The organism is Ruegeria sp. P8 (assembly GCF_056534665.1).
Genome location: NZ_JBQERC010000001.1, coordinates 471,167 through 486,598, shown reverse-complemented (window position 1 = coordinate 486,598; position 15,432 = coordinate 471,167). Strand labels below are relative to the sequence as shown.

The following is a 15,432-nucleotide window of genomic DNA, read 5'->3' as shown; positions in this document are numbered from 1 at the left end:
ATAACATGCTATCCTCATTGCGAACATCTGTTCTGGCCATTGGGCTTGCTGTACTGGCAATCCCGGCTCAGGCTTTTGATACATCTGCCCGCGCGGCTTATGTGATCGATCAGACCACCGGTACGGTGCTTTTGGCAAAAGACGCCGATCAGCCCTTGCCGCCTGCATCCATGTCCAAGCTCATGACGCTGTATGTAGCTTTCGAAGCGCTGCGTGACGGAAGACTGACGCTGGACGAAACCCTGCCCGTGTCCGAACACGCGATGAGCTATGGCGGCTCGACCATGTTTCTGAACACGCAGGACCGGGTTCGGGTCGAAGACCTGCTGCGCGGCATCATCGTTCTGTCAGGCAACGACGCCTGCGTGGTCCTCGCCGAGGCGCTAAGCCCTGACGGCACAGAGGCCGGGTTTGCCCGATATATGACCCAACGCGCCAAGCAGATGGGTATGAACAACTCGAACTTTGCGAATTCGAATGGGTGGCCTGCCGCCGGACATATGATGTCGGTTCATGACTTGGCGGTTCTGGCCGACAGGTTGATTACCGACTTCCCAGAATATTACCCTCTGTTTTCAGAAGAGGTATTCGAATTCGATGGCCGTGCGCCGTCGAATGCCCGGAACCGCAATCCATTGCTGAAACTGAGCATCGGCGCGGATGGCCTGAAAACCGGCCACACGCAAGAGGCCGGATACGGCCTGGTCGGGTCTGCCAAACAAGGCGACCGCCGTGTCATCTTTGTCCTCAGCGGGCTGGACAGCACCGGCCAACGGGCAGAGGAGGCTGAGGCCGTGGTTAATTGGTCGTTTCGAAATTTTGTCGAGAGGACAGTTGCCAACGCGGAAACGCCGATAGCTGAAGCCAAGCTGTGGATGGGCGAGAAAAAGACCGTAGGTCTTGTACCTGACGGCGATCTGACGGTTCTGTTTCCGGTTCTGGGCACACAGAACGTCAAGGCCGAAGTTGTGTATCAGGGTCCCGTCAATGCGCCGGTCAAGAAAGGCCAGCAACTGGCCGAGCTTGTCATCAAGCCTGAAGGATTGCCTGAAATACGACGTCCGCTGGTGGCGGCGGAAGACGTTGCAGTTGGCGGATTTGTCGTGCGTATGCTGACTGTTGGCGGCATTGTTCTGAAAGACGTGATCAATAACCCGCTGGAGTCGATGTGACCAAGGCGGGTTTATTTCTGACTTTCGAAGGCATTGACGGATCAGGCAAGTCAACTCAGGCGCGGATGCTGGCGGATCAACTGCGGGCGCAGGGTCATGAGGTCGTTTTGACGCGTGAACCGGGCGGCTCACCCGGCGCGGAGGAAATCCGCAGCCTGGTATTGGAAGGTGATCCCGACCGCTGGTCGGCCGAAACGGAAATCCTGTTGTTCACGGCCGCCCGCCGCGACCATCTGGAACGTACGATCGAACCCGCACTTGCCGCAGGGCAAGTGGTGATCTGCGACCGCTTTGCCGACAGCACACGTATGTATCAGGGCCTGTCGCGGGGCGATCTGCGCGGCCTTGTTGATCAGCTGCACAGCCTGATGATCAAGCGCGAGCCGAACTTGACGCTGCTGATCGACATGGACCCCGATACCGGCCTGTCCCGCGCCAAAGGGCGGCAAGGCGCGGAAGAACGGTTCGAAGATTTCGGCCCGGACCTACAAAGGAAAATGCGGGCTGGCTTTCTGGCACTGGCCCATGAGTTTTCCGACCGTTTCCGCGTGGTGGACGGTAACCGGGACATGGACAGCGTTGCGCAGGATGTGACAGAAATCGTCCAGGCTGCTTTGCGATAGACGATGAATGACGAAATCCCCTCTCCGGATCAGGTGCCCGGTGCGCCGCATCCCCGCGAGACCGTCCGGCTTTTTGGTCAGGATGCGGCGGAACAGGCGTTTCTGACCGCCTACAACTCGGACCGGCTGCACCACGGCTGGTTGCTGACCGGGCCGCGTGGCGTCGGCAAGGCAACGTTGGCCTGGCGGATTGCGCGGTTCTTGCTGGCAACACCTTTGGCAAACGACGGTGGGCTGTTTGGCGCGCCGCCACCGCCAGAGACGCTCGACATTGATCGCGACCACCCGGTGTCACGTCGCATTCTGGCCGGGGCCGAGCCGGGATTGGCCGCGATAGCCCGGTCGCTGAATGATCAGGGGCGGCTGCGCAACGAAATCGTTGTGGACGACATCCGAAAGCTGGGAAAGTTCTTTGGCCTGTCCTCTGCCGATGGTGGGCGCCGGATTGTAATCGTGGATTCGGCGGATGAGATGAATGTCAGCGCCGCCAATGCTTTGCTGAAGATGCTGGAAGAGCCTCCGGCGCGTACAACTCTTTTGCTGGTATCGCACCAACCCTCGCGCTTGTTGCCGACCATCCGCTCTCGGTGCCGGACCTTGCGTCTTGGGTCCCTGAGTGCCGGGGATATGCAGGACGCGCTGTCGCAAACCGGGACGACCTTACCGACGCATCCCGAATATCTCGCCGCATTGGCCGCTGGCTCGGTCGGGGAGGCCGTTCGCCTGATCAATCTGGGCGGACTTGAAATCTATGCCGAACTGATTGCCATTCTGGGCACCCTGCCCCGCCTGGACCGGCAGCGCGCGCTGGCCCTGGCCGAGGCCGCGGCACAACGCGGCGCGGCCGAGCGCTTTGATCTGCTGCTGACACTGATCGATATCGCCTTGTCTCGGCTGGCCCTGACCGGGGCAACCGGAGCACCGCCGACCTCTGAGGCCGCCCCGAACGAAGCTGAAACGCTGGCCAGACTGTCGGATTCTTCGGATCAGGCCCGTCGCTGGGCCGAAGTCGCAGCGACAATCACAGCCCGCGCGCGACATGGTCAGGCGGTGAACCTTGACCCTGCCGCTCTGGTCCTAGATACGGTGTTCAAGATACAGGAAACCGCCGGCCAGGTCAGATGAGCGACACCCCCCAGATCACCGACAGTCACTGCCATCTGGACTTCCCGAATTTTGACGGTCAGTTGGACGACATCATCTCGCGCGCGGCCGAGGCTGGCGTGACCCGGATGGTGACGATTTGCACCAAACTGCGCAATGAACCCGCAGTCCGTGCAATTGCCGAAGCCCATGCACCGGTATTCTACGCCGCAGGCACCCATCCGATGAGCGCCGCTGACGAGCCTATGGTCTCGGTCGATGAATTGGTTGCGCTGGCACAACATCCCAAATTTGTGGGCATCGGTGAATCAGGTCTGGATTACCACTATACCGCCGACAGCGCTGAGCTTCAGAAGCAATCCCTGCGCATTCATATCGAAGCAGCCCAGCGCACAGGGTTGCCTTTGATCATTCATGCCCGCGCGGCAGACGACGATATGGCCCAAATTCTGGCCGAAGAGTATCGCAATGCGCCCTATTCCTGCGTGATGCACTGTTTCTCGTCCTCGGCCGAGTTGGCCAAAGCCGCGCTGGATCTTGGGTTTTATCTGTCCATGTCCGGCATTGCGGCCTTTCCCAAAAGCCAGGAGTTGCGCGACATTTTCGCAAGCGCGCCGGTGGATCGCATTCTGGTGGAAACCGATGCGCCCTATCTTGCGCCGCCCCCTTATCGTGGCAAGCGAAACGAACCGGCCTATACCGCACATACAGCCCGAAAAGGGGCTGAAGTGTTCGGTCTGGAGTATCCGGCTTTTGCCGCCCAAACTCAGGCGAACTTTGACCGGCTGTTCAGCAAGGCGGCAACGAACAGGGCCGCTGCATGACCGAATTGCGATTTACCATTCTGGGCTGCGGATCGTCAGGCGGCGTACCCCGGTTGGGTGGCCACTGGGGTGCTTGCGATCCTGCTAACCCCAGGAACATTCGCCGGCGCTGTTCCCTGCTTGTCGAGCGTGACGGCCCCGGCGGCACAACCTCAGTGTTGATTGATACGACCCCGGACATGCGCAGCCAGTTGCTGGACACGGGCACCGGGCGGCTTGATGGTGTAGTCTATACACACTCTCACGCGGATCATGTCCATGGAATCGACGACCTGCGCATGATCGTGTTCAACATGAAAACCCGTGTACCGGTCTGGGCTGATGGTGATACTCAGAACGCCCTGCTGGGGCGGTTTGGATACGCCTTCATTCAACCCGAAGGGTCACCTTATCCTCCGATCCTCGACCTCAAGTCCATCGACGGGCCGTTCGAAATCGACGGACCGGGCGGGCCCATTCCGTTTCGTCCATTCAAGGTCAATCACGGCTCGATAGATTCTCTAGGTTTTCGCATGGGACGGCTCGCCTATTTGCCGGATGTTGCCGAAATATACGACGACGCATGGCCTGAAATGGAAGGGTTGGAATATCTTATAATCGACGCCCTGCGCCGAAGCCCTCATCCCACACATGCACATCTGGAAAAAACGCTTGAGTGGATTGAGAAGCTGCAACCAAAACAGGCGATTCTAACCAACATGCACATCGATCTGGATTATATGACCCTCGATGCAGAAACTCCGGACAATATCACCCCCGCCTATGACGGGATGGTGATACATCACGCGTTTCAGGCCCCTGTTCCTTTTGCATAAGATATCGCAACCTGGCCGTTGCACGGGGGCCAAATGCTGCAAAGTCTGATTGACGTCATTCTTCCTGTCTTTCTTGTGATCGGTGCCGGCTACACGGCAACACGAACAGGATATTTCAAAGAAGACCATGTCGACGGGCTGATGAGATTTACTCAAGGGTTCGCGATCCCATGCCTGTTGTTTCTTGCCATCGCGCATCTGGACCTCAGCGCCAGTTTCGATCCCCGGCTTTTGGCCAGTTTCTATTCCGCCGCCGCCTTGTGTTTCATCGCTGGTCTTTTTGGTGCGCGCATCATTTTCGGCCGCGAATGGGAAGACTGCGTGGCAATCGGGTTTTGTTGCCTGTTCTCTAACTCGGTTCTGCTGGGATTGCCGATTACCGAACGCGCTTATGGTCCCGAGAACTTGACAGGCAACTATGCGATTATCGCCTTCCATTCCCCGTTTTGTTACGGCGTAGGGATCACGGTGATGGAGGTTGTCCGCAATCGCGGAAACGGTGGCGTACGCATGGCGCGTTCTGTTCTGTCGGCAATGTTCAAGAACGCGCTGATCCTTGGTATTGCACTGGGATTCGTGGTTAATCTATCCGGTTTGGACATCCCGGCTGTGGTGGACGAAGCCCTTGGTCTGATCACGCGGGCCGCCCTGCCTGGCGCCCTGTTTGCACTGGGCGGGGTACTGGTCAAATACAAACCCGAAGGCGATCTGCGCACCATCGCTTTTGTTTGCTGTATCTCGCTGATGCTGCATCCCAGCCTTGTGTGGATATTCGGCAAATCCACAGGGCTGCCTCAGGACCTGTTCCGCTCGGGCGTGTTGAACGCAGCCATGGCGCCGGGGTTCAACGCCTATATCTTTGCTAACATGTATGGCCGCGCCAAGCGGGTGGCAGCTTCGGCTGTTCTCATTGGGACAGCCACATCTATCCTGACTGTCTGGCTTTGGCTAACGGTTCTGGGCTAACAGTAGTGTTGACTTCGGTTCGCACAGAGGCACCTAACGCATTTCGTGTCAGGAGATCCAAATGCCACATGCCATCATCGTCGCACATGGTCAGCCGTCCGATCCAGAACCGGCCGAGGCTGCTTTGGCTGCGTTCGCGGCTACGGTCGACGCCCTGACCGAGCATGTAACGGTGCATGCCGCAACTCTGGCCGCGCCCGGCGCGTTCGAGGCTAAGCTGAGCAGCTTGCCGGAAAACACGGTCATTTATCCGCTTTTCATGGCAAATGGATGGTTTGTCACCAGCGCTTTGCCCAAACGATTAGGGGATCACAAAGCGCGCATTCTAGACCCGTTGGGTGTTGACCCAGAGCTACCGGAAATGACCGCGCAAGCCCTGCAATCTGAGTTGTCCGAAAGAAATTGGGTAACTGCGTCGACCGATCTGGTCATTGCCGCACATGGGTCGGGGCGTAGTCGAAACCCGTCGGCCGTGGCACTGAACTTCGCATCTCAACTTGAGGAAATGCTGGTTTTCAAATCTGTCCGCGTTGGGTTTGTTGAAGAGCCGCCATCCATTTCCGACGCCGCAACCGGCACGGGGGCCCAGGCACTGTGCCTTCCGTTCTTTGCCTGCACCGGGGGGCACGCAATTGAAGACGTACCCGCCGGATTGAGCCAAGCAGGGTTCAAAGGCGTTCTGCTGCCAGTGGTTGGAGAACTGCCACCCATCCGGCACCAGATTGCCAAGCAGGTAACAAAGGCCGTTCAGCTCGCGTGATAATTTGCTGAGATCTTTGACCCGAAAACAGGCAAAACTCAGGTTTGCGCTTTGATCAGAGTGGAATACAGGCGATGGCAGGACCGGCCATCTCGCTTGGCCTGATAAAGGGCAACGTCGGCGGCGTGAAGGATGTCAGCGGCTTTGGCAACCTTGAACTGGGTGGACAAGGCCGTTCCGATACTTGCTGAGATACAGCACGGTTGGTCCTGAAACATCATGGGTTCATTCAACCTTGCGATCAGACGGCCGGCGATGGACTCCAGAGTTTCTTCCCGCGTCAGGCCCTTGAAAATTATGACAAACTCATCCCCACCAACCCGGGCAACCGTATCGTCTCCACGCGTCTCTTCAAGCATGATGCGGGCCGCCTGTTGCAAAACGTAATCCCCGGCGGCATGGCCCAGCCGATCATTCACGGATTTAAAGAAGTCTAAATCCAGATGCATAAGGGCAAATGTAGAATTTGCCAGGATCAGATGCCCCAACAAATGATCCATCGCGCGGCGGTTCTTCAATCCTGTCAATGTATCGGTATATGCCTGCTCTTCCGCGGCTAGCATTGCCCCCTGAAGCCTGAGATTAAGTGAACGGGACGCTTCCATCGCGGCGGATTTGGCTTCGACCAGATACAACAGCTCGATCGCCAGGTCAGTGCCGGAAAAATCAGCGCTTGTCAGGGCGTAATCCCGAACCGCATCCAAAATCGAAATACCGAATGACAGATTGATGACTGCACCGCCCGAGTCGGGCAAGGGCGCGACCAGGCCTTTCAGGGTCGTACGCGGTTCATCGCGAAATCTCAGATGCAGTTTGGCACCGGCCATCGACATCAACGCGGGAAGGGTGGTGACTGTTCTGGGGCGGATCAGCTCGAACACGTCCAGAACCCCCAGCCCGACCAAAGGCAATTCGGGCCGCAGCTTTTGCAGTGTCGGACCCGCTTGTTGAATGCATCCGCTTCGGTCCACCAACAGGAACATCGGGCAAAGCGTTTCCAGAAGATCTGCCAGTTCCTGAGTATGTGTCATCTGTTCCGAGCCCCCAGATCAAAATGGCGCCCCTCGGCAAAGGCGCTTTCTACCAAAATGATTGAAATAATTTCACAACACTCCTGACGACCCTCATGCGACAGCATCACCAGCGCACCATAATCATCGGCCATCGCGCGCAGGACCCCGACCATAACACTGGAAAATCCTGGTAAGTCCGGAAGGCAGCACAACTGGTATTCCGTGGCTGAAAGCTCTCTCAACTCAAGCGCAGGCAAATTCAGATCAGAGACAGCCAGTCTTACACGATCCGCAAGATCATCAAGGGAATGAAGGAACTCAACATAGGTGACACCCCCAAACCTGAGCAGTCGGCGCAGCCCTTCCATGTTCGGATGGGACACCAGATATGTTCCCAGATCTTCGAGGATTTCCGCCTGTGGTCGGTTGAGGTCAATACTCAGGGCCTCGAGCAACCGGGTCGTCATGTCATCATCATAGATGAGCATGGCTTCAAACTCGACAAACCCTAGCCGCGCACCTTCGGTCACGCGAACCCAGCAGGATTGCCCGTAGGTCGCGCCGACAAAGGACTGTATCGCCCGATTGATCAGACCATGCATCGGATGCCTCAGATTGGTGTCCTTGGCACTGTGGTCTGAGAAACCTTAACAAATAGCCAAAATTCGCCCCGAGTTGCTGTGAAAGCAACGGAGTATCAAGTCGACACTACCCGCCCTGTCAGAAGTCCGTCGGCGCGCCGCCTTCAGCCTTGCGGCGTTCAACGAACTCGGCCAGTTCCTCGCGGATACCATCGTCCATCGGAGGTGCCTCAAAGCTCGAGATGATCTCTTTGAACATGTGATGCGCACGCTCAGCCGTCCAGATGCCTCCGGCGGCCTCCCAGCCCTCATAGTTCTTCCAGTCGCTCAGGAAGGGCTGGTAGAAGGCCGTGGTGTAGCGATCCTGTGTGTGTTGGATTCCAAAAAAGTGACCGTCATTGCCAACCGCGCGGATGGCATCCAAAGCAATCTCATCCGGTCCGGTCGCGGTTAGATCAGGGTTCATATAGCGCTGAATTTGCTGCAAAACCTCGCAATCCATAATGAATTTTTCCGGGCTTGCGATCAGGCCGCCTTCCAGCCAACCGGCGGCGTGGTACACCATGTTGGTGCCCGACTGCACGGCCGCCCAGAGCGAATTCGAGGTTTCCCACACGGATTGCCCGTCTGGCACATTGGCCGCACACACACCGGATGAACGCAGCGGCAGCCCATAATATCGCGCCATCTGCCCGGTCATCTGGGTCGAGCGCATGTATTCCGGCGTCCCGAAAGCGGGCGCGCCTGATTTCATGTCCACGTTCGACGTGAACGTTCCGATTACGCAGGGAATACCGGGGCGCACATATTGGAACAAAGCGATAGCGCATAAGGCTTCGGCCAGGGATTGGGCAACCGCCCCCGCCATCGTTACCGGTGCCATTGCCCCCGCCAGCGTAAAGGGGGTTACGACAATTGCCTGCCCGCGCCGCGCCAATCTCAGGCAGCCATCAATCATCGGATGGTCATGCTTCAGCGGCGAGGTCGAGTTGATGTTGGTGTACATCCGCGGCGAGGCTTCGAATTCCTCATGGCTGAGACCGCCCGCGATGCGCACCATTTCCATCACATCTTCGACACGTTCCTTACCCAACGAATAAGCGTGCATCGCCTTGTCGGTCAGGGTCAGCTTGTCATACAGCACATCCAGATGCCGGACGCTGGCATGAATATCGACGGGTTCTACAGGATATCCGCCTGCGAAGTGAATACAGTTGAAGTACTGCGTCAGTTTCAGAAGATTCTGGCACATCTCGCGATTGCCGGGCACTTTCTTTCCAATCTCCATGTCCCAGTAATTAGGCGGCGACGAAACGTTGCCGAACAGGATGTTCTTTCCACCGATCTCGATCCTGTGGTCAACATTGCGGGGCGTGATGGAAAACTGGCTGGGCGCCTTGGCGATCATCTCCATGACGAAATCACGCCCCATGCGGACGTTGTCACCATCGATCGTGCACCCCGCCTCGCGCAGGATGCCGATTGCCTCTTCATTGTAGAATTCGATCCCGATCTCTTCCAGAATACGCATGGCCCCTTCATGGATCGCTTCGATCCCGGCCTGATCCAGCGGTTCAGTCGGGCGATCTATATTGATGGGTGGGTCCCACGGCATCTGGTCAATCACCGCGCTGCCCCTGCGTGCTGCCGCACCTGCGCGTCCTCCGCCGCGGCGTTTGCGTGTGTTGGTCTCGGCCATGGTTGCCTCCGTTCTGGCTTGATACAAGCAAGACCCGAAGACGCATTTCTGGCCGCTCCATCTGCGACAGAGCTTGTCGGTTTTCTATAATTGTGCGTCGATTTTCCGGATCAACGCATCATTTTTCGGCCAGCCATGCAGGAATGTGACCGATATCCGGCAGGACCACATCCGCCATCGGTGCCAGCGCATCTGCTTCTGCCAATCCGGTCAAAACGCCAATGGTGATCATCCCGGCTGCGCGCCCCGCTTGCAGGTCATGAACACTGTCACCCACCATTGCAATGCGCGACGGCTCGACCCCGACCTGTGCGGCAAAGGCCAGCAACTGACCTGGCCCCGGTTTGAACCCATGACCACTGTCATACCCGGCGATAAAATCGAAGTGTTCGCGTATTCCAGCAGATTCCAGATGCTGCAATGCCGGATGCTCGCTGTCATTTGTCGCAACGCCCAGTTTGATCCCGGATTGCTGCAACCCTTTCAGGAATGGGCCCAACGGCACGGCAGGGGATTGAGGAGCCGCCGCGGCCTCGGCATTCATCATGTCCACAACTTCCTGCAATGTCACATCGTCAACATGCGCAATAAGCACCTCGGCGATTTCTTCGACCGTTGCGGCGATCACAATGCTATCTGTGGCATACCGCTCTTGCTCGTAGTCAAACCCGATGACGCTCCCGAGTTCCACCGCCCGGTCTACATCCCCCTTTGTCAGACGCATCAGCAACGAGCGCCCGAAGGTTCCCCAGGTTTTGGCAAAATCGAACAAAGTGCCATCCTTGTCGAAGACGATTGCTTCTATTGGCATCGCGTGCTCCTGCGGAAAAGGTGCTCAGGTCCAGTGTACATCGCCACCGCCTGACAGAACGGCCCGCGCTTGGGCCGGGTGATCATAGGCGATCGAGTTGGCGTCACAAAACGCCATGACCCACGAATCGTCAAGCACCAGAAAATCGAGAACCGAAGCCAGAAAGTCCCGATCACCGGCCCGATTGCGAACATCCCCGATCGAAGCACCTGTCGAGCCAAGAAATACAGGCAAAAGCTCGTCATTGCTGACCAGCCACCCCAGGGCTGTCAGAGCAAGAGTCTCGGCTAAGTCGGGCGATAGGGGCATAAACTGCGCTCAGAGAATGGTGTTGGAAAGAGTTTGTTAACCAGACTCATAAACAATTTGTTCACGCATGCAATCAACGGTGAACGACTATGTCTGTGCAAGGCACCATCCTTGTCCTCGACGGGGTATCAACCAACCGCATAATGCTGAAGGTTCAACTGACTGCTGCCTGGTACCACGTGGTGCAGGGTGGAAAACTTGAAGGGCTACAAGCCCTTGCCCGTCGCGTGCAGCCAGACCTTGTTCTGACGGCCCAAACATTGCCCGATGGAACAGCCGCAGATGTCAAGAAAGCCCTCACCGAAGTATCAGGCCTTGATGACGTGCCCGTTGTCGTACTGGCAGCACAGAATGACAAAAACGCGCGCCTGCGTGCCCTGAAAGACGGGCTGGACGATGTGTTGACGCACCCTTTCAAAGATACGTTGCTACTGGCACGCATTCGCAGCCTTTTGCGCGCGCGTGCAGCTACTCAAGATTTGCAGGTCAGCAACGGATCGCAACCTATTGGATTTGGGGAACCCGCCCCTGTTATGATCAGCCCACCGAACGCGGCCCGGGTTGATATCTTGACCGATACTGTCCGAACTGGTGCCCTTTGGCACAAGGCCTTGCAAGGCCACCACCATTTCGATCTGTCCTGGCATCTTCAATCGAACCTGCAAGGCGTTTTGTCCGGGCCGATACCGGACGCGATTGTGGTCGAACTGGGCTCGCCCCCGTCCGCGCTGAATATCCTTGCGGATCTCAGGTCACGCGCAGCAACCCGGAACACTGTCCTGATTGGCATCCTGCAGGACAACGATGCCGTGCATGCCTCGGAAGCGCTGGACAGAGGAGCGGACGCCGTATGCCTTGGGGGGTTCTGCGCGCAAGAGATTCTGTTGCGGCTGAATAATCAGATTGCGCGCAAGGCACGGCTTGATCATCTGCGCGTATCACTGAGAAAAGGGATCGCCGAGTCCTGTATTGATCCGCTCACCGGGCTGCACAATCGTCGTTACGCCATGCGGGCATTGGATCAGATCGCGCGCCAGTCTGCCCGTACCGGGCGTGGCTTTGCCGTCATGCTGGCGGATCTGGATCACTTCAAGACCATCAATGACTGCCATGGCCATGGCGCTGGTGATTGTGTTCTGACGCAGGCCGCAAAACGCATGCAAAGCGCACTTGGGTCCAAAGGTTTTGTCGCCCGTATCGGCGGTGAAGAGTTCATGTTCGCGGTGCCTGATGTGTCAGAAAAGCAAGCCAGAAAACTGGCTGAGGCCATCTGTGACAGCATTTGTCGCGCGCCGTTCCTGCTAACGGATCAAGGTTTGCAGGTTAACGTCACGATCAGCATTGGGCTGGAGATGCCGCAATCGGGTCAGCCGGGAAAAGAACGCACACCCGTTCCTGTAGACGATATCCTAAAAGCCGCCGACAAAGCCCTTTATGCGGCAAAAAAAGCGGGGCGCAATCAGGTGAGTATCAGGCAAAGCGCAGCCTGAACCTGTCAGTCCTTTTTCTTGTGCCCATGCGGCCCGCGTTCGACGATCTTTTGCAACCTGTCCGCATAAGACTGCCGCTCTGCGTCACTCATGGCGGTGACGCGAGCCAGCCATTGTGTCTGCAATGCTAGTTGCAGTTCTGCCGTCGCCTGCGACTGTTGCAGCAACAACACTTCAACGGCGACCGGATCGAAGGGCACCCTGCGCAGTGCCAGGCTCAGGGCTTGAAAGTCCTGTCTGCGCCCCCTTAAGTCTTTTTCGCGCAGCGCAGACAGTTCCCCTCGCAACGCTTTGCGGTCATCTTTCGGCAAAGCGCGATACAGCGCAGGACCGAATCCCGGCGGTGCCTCGGTGTGATCTCCATCCTTCAGGCGCAGCACGGTTCCAACTGCAACACCGACAACCAACAGGTTCAGTGCCAATGACGAAACCAGCAAAACCGTCATCCACCGGCGTTTCGGTTTAGGGGCAGCATTCATTCAGTGCTCTCCAGAAAACTCGTGTCATATCCAAGGTCCGCCACAAAAAGGACCGTCTCCTGCGATGCCAGCAGATTGGCGGGATCAGGCAGGAACCCCGGCGCGGAAAAGCCGATCCAGAGCCCCGCCGCACTGGCGGCGATCAAGCCGCCCAACCCCTGCCAGCCACCTACGTTGTCCATCATTCGATGCCAGATCGAAGATTGAGGACGCGGTTCGGGCCTTAGGCGACTGAGGCGGAGTTTTTCAGCATCTGTCTGAATGCGCACGGCCAGATCGTCGGGCAGCGCCGGTCGGTTTTGCCGAGCCTGCGCAAACAAATGATCCAGTTCCAGGTTTTCATCCGTCATCGTCATACCCCAGTTCTTCACGTCGCCCGGCCAAAATCGCGGTCAGACTTCGTTTGCCCCGCGCGGTCAAGCTTTCAACCGCTTCTACTGAAATTCCCATGATCCCGGCAATTTCAGGGTTGGGCAACTCTTCGATGTGGCGCAGAATCACTGCCTGCCTCTGCCTTTCGGGCAGCTGAGACAGGGCAAGCTGCAACGCATCCACGCGGGCCTCATCCTGCAGTCGGTCGGCTACGCTGGCTTTGCCATCTTCTGGCTCAGGAATATCCGACAACCTGCCGGGGGACTTCCTGCGCCGAATGTCCACACACAGATTCAACGTCACGCGATACAGCCATGTCGACACTTTGGCCTGACCCGGCACCCATTCCGGCGCCATCTGCCACATCCGCATCATCGCCTCCTGCGTTACGTCTTCTGCCTCGGCCCGATTGCCCAACATACGCAACGCGACGGAATAACAAAGCGGCCCAAGGCGATCTGTTAAGACCCGCGCAGCCTGTGCGTCACCCTCAGCAAATTGGCCCAGCAACACATCGTCGCTGAGAGAGCTCGCGGTGCAACCCGCACCGCGAACATCGTGTAGGTGGGAGGTCAGGTCCTCCACCCTGCATCAGTTGTCGATTGCACCCGACTTGTGGTGCTTTTTCTTATGGTGCCGTCCCATCCGGTCTTTGGCATCGGCAAATTCCTGTTCCGATATTCCACCACTGTTATCTGCATCCATCCGGTCAAACATCTTGTCACCCCGGCGCGGTTTCGGCAACTCGTCCTGGCTTAGGAACCCGTCTTTGTTCGCATCGTTGTTTTCGAACATTTTGGTGACGCGGTCGTTTGCTTTTTTCTGAGCGGCGGCCTGCATCTCCTCAAGGCTGAGCTGGCCGTCCCCATCAGTATCAGCGGCCGAGAAACGCTCGGTGCGATGTGCTTCCATTTCCTGCTGTGTCACTTGACCGTCGCCATTGGCATCCAATTCCTGAAAGGACACTGGCTCACGACCACCCGGGCCAGCCGCCAGAACAGACGTGCCGGTGATTGCAACACCCGACAGGACAATCGCCGTGATGAACTTTGCGTTTTTCATTTCGGTTTTCCCTTGTTGACGCGGCCTGAGTGCCGCTGCTCATATCCATTCAAACGCGCGAGGCAGGGAATTCCGTCGCAGTGTCAGCAACTTTTTTTGAACCATCTCGGTATTTCACGACGTGGTTCACCTTAGATGCGTTGCAAAGCGACGCACCCCCCTTTAAAAACCACCCGTTCAGGCGCATTATCCGCCAAAGATTACTGCGCGAGTTATATTATGACGGATCAGACGATCGACACCACAACTGAGAGCGAGCGTGAAACCTGGCCCGCTTTGGTCAAAGGGTTTCGGTGCAAGTGCCCTAGTTGCGGCGAAGGCAAGCTGTTGCACAGCTACCTAAAAGTGAATGACACCTGCTCGAACTGTGGACAGGAACTGTTTCATCATCGCGCCGATGATGGGCCCGCCTATCTGACGATCCTGCTGGTCGGGCATTTGTTGGCCCCGGCCCTGCACGTCTCGTATGTGAACTGGCGCCCGGACCCATGGGTGATGGCCATCGGGTTTTCCATTGCTTGCGTTGCACTGTCGCTGTTTTTGCTCCCCCGTTTGAAAGGCGCTGTGGTCGCCTATCAGTGGGCGCGTCGTATGCACGGTTTTGGCAACGATTCATGAGCCTCAAGAAGCGATTGTTTTAGGCATGATGACCGACAAGACCGCCATCCGCGACGCCGCAACCGTCATCGTGCTGCGGAACAGGTGGACCAATCCGTCGATCCTGATGGGTCAACGTGGGTCCAAGGCTGTGTTCATGCCCAACAAATTCGTGTTCCCCGGTGGAGCGGTCGATCCGGCGGATGCGGATGTACCGCTTGCGACCGCACTGCCTGACCTGTGTTCTGAGAGGTTGGCGGAACAGGCGGAATCCGGAAAACAACACGCCCTTGCCGCCGCAGCAATTCGCGAGCTTTGGGAAGAAACAGGACTTGTCCTGGGCCAGACAGGACGCTGGCCGGGCAACGTTCCTGACGACTGGCAAAGCTTTTCCGCCATGGGTTACGTGCCGTCGGCCGCTGCGCTGCAATTTGTTTTTCGCGCAGTCACACCGCCCGGCCGCCCCCGCCGGTTCGATGCGCGGTTTTTTCTGGTCGATGCCGATGCGCTGCAGGGCGATCTGGATGATTTCAGCCATGCCTCGGACGAGCTGTCGCATCTGCAATGGGTGGAACTGGATCGGGCGCGCGACCTGGATTTGCCGTTTATCACCGAGGTTGTTCTGGCCGAGGTCGCAGCCCGGGTGACCTCACCCGAGCCGCCAATATCGGTTCCGTTCTATCAGAACAACGAAGAAGCCAATCTATTCCTGCGGCTCAGAGGCTATCCAATGCCCGAGCAGGATTGACCGGTCA

Annotated in this window: 19 protein-coding genes; 10 read left to right on the top strand and 9 right to left on the bottom strand. The window is 57.5% G+C overall.

The features are described 5' to 3' along the window. Positions 1–5: 5 nt before the first annotated feature. The 7 genes from ACR0BZ_RS02430 to ACR0BZ_RS02400 all read left to right on the top strand — a co-directional run bounded on the left by ACR0BZ_RS02430 (position 6) and on the right by ACR0BZ_RS02400 (position 6,264). Complete coding sequence (locus ACR0BZ_RS02430; protein ID WP_480919352.1) at positions 6–1,172, top strand: D-alanyl-D-alanine carboxypeptidase family protein; 1,167 nt, start codon at positions 6–8, stop codon at positions 1,170–1,172. Beyond that, positions 1,169–1,795, top strand: a complete 627-nt coding sequence (gene tmk / locus ACR0BZ_RS02425) for a dTMP kinase (RefSeq protein ID WP_480486178.1) — start codon at positions 1,169–1,171, stop codon at positions 1,793–1,795. The genes ACR0BZ_RS02430 and tmk overlap by 4 nt, the downstream gene beginning before the upstream one ends. Positions 1,796–1,798: 3 nt before the next feature. Further along, on the top strand, positions 1,799–2,920 hold the full coding sequence (locus tag ACR0BZ_RS02420; RefSeq protein ID WP_480481763.1) for a DNA polymerase III subunit delta': 1,122 nt from the start codon (positions 1,799–1,801) through the stop codon (positions 2,918–2,920). Next, positions 2,917–3,723, top strand: coding sequence for a TatD family hydrolase (locus tag ACR0BZ_RS02415; RefSeq protein ID WP_480919351.1), 807 nt, complete (start codon positions 2,917–2,919; stop codon positions 3,721–3,723). The genes ACR0BZ_RS02420 and ACR0BZ_RS02415 overlap by 4 nt, the downstream gene beginning before the upstream one ends. After that, positions 3,720–4,538, top strand: a complete 819-nt coding sequence (locus tag ACR0BZ_RS02410; protein WP_267362766.1) for an MBL fold metallo-hydrolase — start codon at positions 3,720–3,722, stop codon at positions 4,536–4,538. Before ACR0BZ_RS02415 ends, ACR0BZ_RS02410 begins: the two co-directional genes overlap by 4 nt. Before the next feature lie 33 nt (positions 4,539–4,571). After that, positions 4,572–5,504, top strand: coding sequence for an AEC family transporter (locus tag ACR0BZ_RS02405; RefSeq protein ID WP_480486182.1), 933 nt, complete (start codon positions 4,572–4,574; stop codon positions 5,502–5,504). A gap of 61 nt (positions 5,505–5,565) precedes the next feature. Next, positions 5,566–6,264 carry a CbiX/SirB N-terminal domain-containing protein gene (locus tag ACR0BZ_RS02400; RefSeq protein WP_480919350.1) on the top strand — a complete coding sequence of 233 codons (699 nt, stop codon included), beginning with the start codon at positions 5,566–5,568 and terminating at the stop codon, positions 6,262–6,264. Between the two features lie 38 nt (positions 6,265–6,302). On the opposite strand, the gene ACR0BZ_RS02395 is transcribed toward ACR0BZ_RS02400, so the two are convergent. The 5 genes from ACR0BZ_RS02395 to ACR0BZ_RS02375 all read right to left on the bottom strand — a co-directional run bounded on the left by ACR0BZ_RS02395 (position 6,303) and on the right by ACR0BZ_RS02375 (position 10,677). Then, positions 6,303–7,295 carry a diguanylate cyclase domain-containing protein gene (locus ACR0BZ_RS02395; protein WP_480919349.1) on the bottom strand — a complete coding sequence of 331 codons (993 nt, stop codon included), beginning with the start codon at positions 7,293–7,295 and terminating at the stop codon, positions 6,303–6,305. Further along, positions 7,292–7,879: a heme NO-binding domain-containing protein gene (locus ACR0BZ_RS02390; protein WP_480481768.1), complete on the bottom strand. Its 588-nt coding sequence runs from the start codon at positions 7,877–7,879 to the stop codon at positions 7,292–7,294. The genes ACR0BZ_RS02395 and ACR0BZ_RS02390 overlap by 4 nt, the downstream gene beginning before the upstream one ends. A 118-nt stretch (positions 7,880–7,997) precedes the next feature. Then, complete coding sequence (locus ACR0BZ_RS02385; protein ID WP_480481769.1) at positions 7,998–9,557, bottom strand: trimethylamine methyltransferase family protein; 1,560 nt, start codon at positions 9,555–9,557, stop codon at positions 7,998–8,000. Between the two features lie 118 nt (positions 9,558–9,675). Further along, a complete protein-coding gene (locus ACR0BZ_RS02380) occupies positions 9,676–10,368 on the bottom strand; it encodes an HAD family hydrolase (protein WP_480481770.1) in 693 nt (230 codons plus the stop codon). Between the two features lie 24 nt (positions 10,369–10,392). Continuing rightward, a complete protein-coding gene (locus ACR0BZ_RS02375; RefSeq protein WP_267362783.1) occupies positions 10,393–10,677 on the bottom strand; it encodes a DUF3572 domain-containing protein in 285 nt (94 codons plus the stop codon). Positions 10,678–10,766: 89 nt separating this feature from the next. Here ACR0BZ_RS02375 and ACR0BZ_RS02370 point away from each other — a divergent pair, with 89 nt between their 5' ends. Continuing rightward, on the top strand, positions 10,767–12,167 hold the full coding sequence (locus ACR0BZ_RS02370; protein ID WP_480919348.1) for a diguanylate cyclase domain-containing protein: 1,401 nt from the start codon (positions 10,767–10,769) through the stop codon (positions 12,165–12,167). Positions 12,168–12,172: 5 nt separating this feature from the next. On the opposite strand, the gene ACR0BZ_RS02365 is transcribed toward ACR0BZ_RS02370, so the two are convergent. Genes ACR0BZ_RS02365 through ACR0BZ_RS02350 form a run of 4 tightly spaced genes read right to left on the bottom strand, consistent with a single transcriptional unit; the run spans position 12,173 to position 14,080 of the window. Continuing rightward, entirely contained in the window at positions 12,173–12,646 is a 474-nt protein-coding gene (locus ACR0BZ_RS02365) for a periplasmic heavy metal sensor (protein WP_480919347.1), read from the bottom strand. Then, positions 12,643–12,996, bottom strand: a complete 354-nt coding sequence (locus ACR0BZ_RS02360) for a hypothetical protein (RefSeq protein ID WP_267362789.1) — start codon at positions 12,994–12,996, stop codon at positions 12,643–12,645. The genes ACR0BZ_RS02365 and ACR0BZ_RS02360 overlap by 4 nt, the downstream gene beginning before the upstream one ends. Then, complete coding sequence (locus ACR0BZ_RS02355; RefSeq protein ID WP_480481774.1) at positions 12,986–13,603, bottom strand: RNA polymerase sigma factor; 618 nt, start codon at positions 13,601–13,603, stop codon at positions 12,986–12,988. The genes ACR0BZ_RS02360 and ACR0BZ_RS02355 overlap by 11 nt, the downstream gene beginning before the upstream one ends. 6 nt (positions 13,604–13,609) lie before the next feature. Further along, positions 13,610–14,080 (bottom strand): EF-hand domain-containing protein, encoded by a 471-nt coding sequence (locus ACR0BZ_RS02350; protein WP_267362793.1) that lies wholly within the window; start codon positions 14,078–14,080, stop codon positions 13,610–13,612. A gap of 219 nt (positions 14,081–14,299) precedes the next feature. Between ACR0BZ_RS02350 and ACR0BZ_RS02345 the strand changes: the two genes are divergently transcribed. Then, complete coding sequence (locus ACR0BZ_RS02345; RefSeq protein ID WP_480622300.1) at positions 14,300–14,698, top strand: DUF983 domain-containing protein; 399 nt, start codon at positions 14,300–14,302, stop codon at positions 14,696–14,698. Positions 14,699–14,723: 25 nt separating this feature from the next. Next, complete coding sequence (locus ACR0BZ_RS02340) at positions 14,724–15,425, top strand: NUDIX hydrolase (protein ID WP_267362909.1); 702 nt, start codon at positions 14,724–14,726, stop codon at positions 15,423–15,425. The last annotated feature ends 7 nt before the right edge of the window (positions 15,426–15,432 follow it).

Excerpts from the sequence above, each read along its gene's own strand:
- ACR0BZ_RS02420 (WP_480481763.1), top strand. The coding sequence starts at position 1,799 with ATGAATGACGAAATCCCCTCTCCGGATCAGGTGCCCGGTGCGCCGCAT.
- ACR0BZ_RS02430 (WP_480919352.1), top strand. The coding sequence starts at position 6 with ATGCTATCCTCATTGCGAACATCTGTTCTGGCCATTGGGCTTGCTGTA.
- ACR0BZ_RS02345 (WP_480622300.1), top strand. The coding sequence starts at position 14,300 with ATGACGGATCAGACGATCGACACCACAACTGAGAGCGAGCGTGAAACC.
- ACR0BZ_RS02395 (WP_480919349.1), bottom strand. The coding sequence starts at position 7,295 with ATGACACATACTCAGGAACTGGCAGATCTTCTGGAAACGCTTTGCCCG.
- ACR0BZ_RS02410 (WP_267362766.1), top strand. The coding sequence starts at position 3,720 with ATGACCGAATTGCGATTTACCATTCTGGGCTGCGGATCGTCAGGCGGC.
- ACR0BZ_RS02405 (WP_480486182.1), top strand. The coding sequence starts at position 4,572 with ATGCTGCAAAGTCTGATTGACGTCATTCTTCCTGTCTTTCTTGTGATC.
- ACR0BZ_RS02375 (WP_267362783.1), bottom strand. The coding sequence starts at position 10,677 with ATGCCCCTATCGCCCGACTTAGCCGAGACTCTTGCTCTGACAGCCCTG.
- ACR0BZ_RS02370 (WP_480919348.1), top strand. The coding sequence starts at position 10,767 with ATGTCTGTGCAAGGCACCATCCTTGTCCTCGACGGGGTATCAACCAAC.
- ACR0BZ_RS02400 (WP_480919350.1), top strand. The coding sequence starts at position 5,566 with ATGCCACATGCCATCATCGTCGCACATGGTCAGCCGTCCGATCCAGAA.
- ACR0BZ_RS02385 (WP_480481769.1), bottom strand. The coding sequence starts at position 9,557 with ATGGCCGAGACCAACACACGCAAACGCCGCGGCGGAGGACGCGCAGGT.
- ACR0BZ_RS02390 (WP_480481768.1), bottom strand. The coding sequence starts at position 7,879 with ATGCATGGTCTGATCAATCGGGCGATACAGTCCTTTGTCGGCGCGACC.
- ACR0BZ_RS02380 (WP_480481770.1), bottom strand. The coding sequence starts at position 10,368 with ATGCCAATAGAAGCAATCGTCTTCGACAAGGATGGCACTTTGTTCGAT.
- ACR0BZ_RS02365 (WP_480919347.1), bottom strand. The coding sequence starts at position 12,646 with ATGAATGCTGCCCCTAAACCGAAACGCCGGTGGATGACGGTTTTGCTG.
- ACR0BZ_RS02340 (WP_267362909.1), top strand. The coding sequence starts at position 14,724 with ATGATGACCGACAAGACCGCCATCCGCGACGCCGCAACCGTCATCGTG.
- ACR0BZ_RS02360 (WP_267362789.1), bottom strand. The coding sequence starts at position 12,996 with ATGACGGATGAAAACCTGGAACTGGATCATTTGTTTGCGCAGGCTCGG.
- ACR0BZ_RS02415 (WP_480919351.1), top strand. The coding sequence starts at position 2,917 with ATGAGCGACACCCCCCAGATCACCGACAGTCACTGCCATCTGGACTTC.
- ACR0BZ_RS02350 (WP_267362793.1), bottom strand. The coding sequence starts at position 14,080 with ATGAAAAACGCAAAGTTCATCACGGCGATTGTCCTGTCGGGTGTTGCA.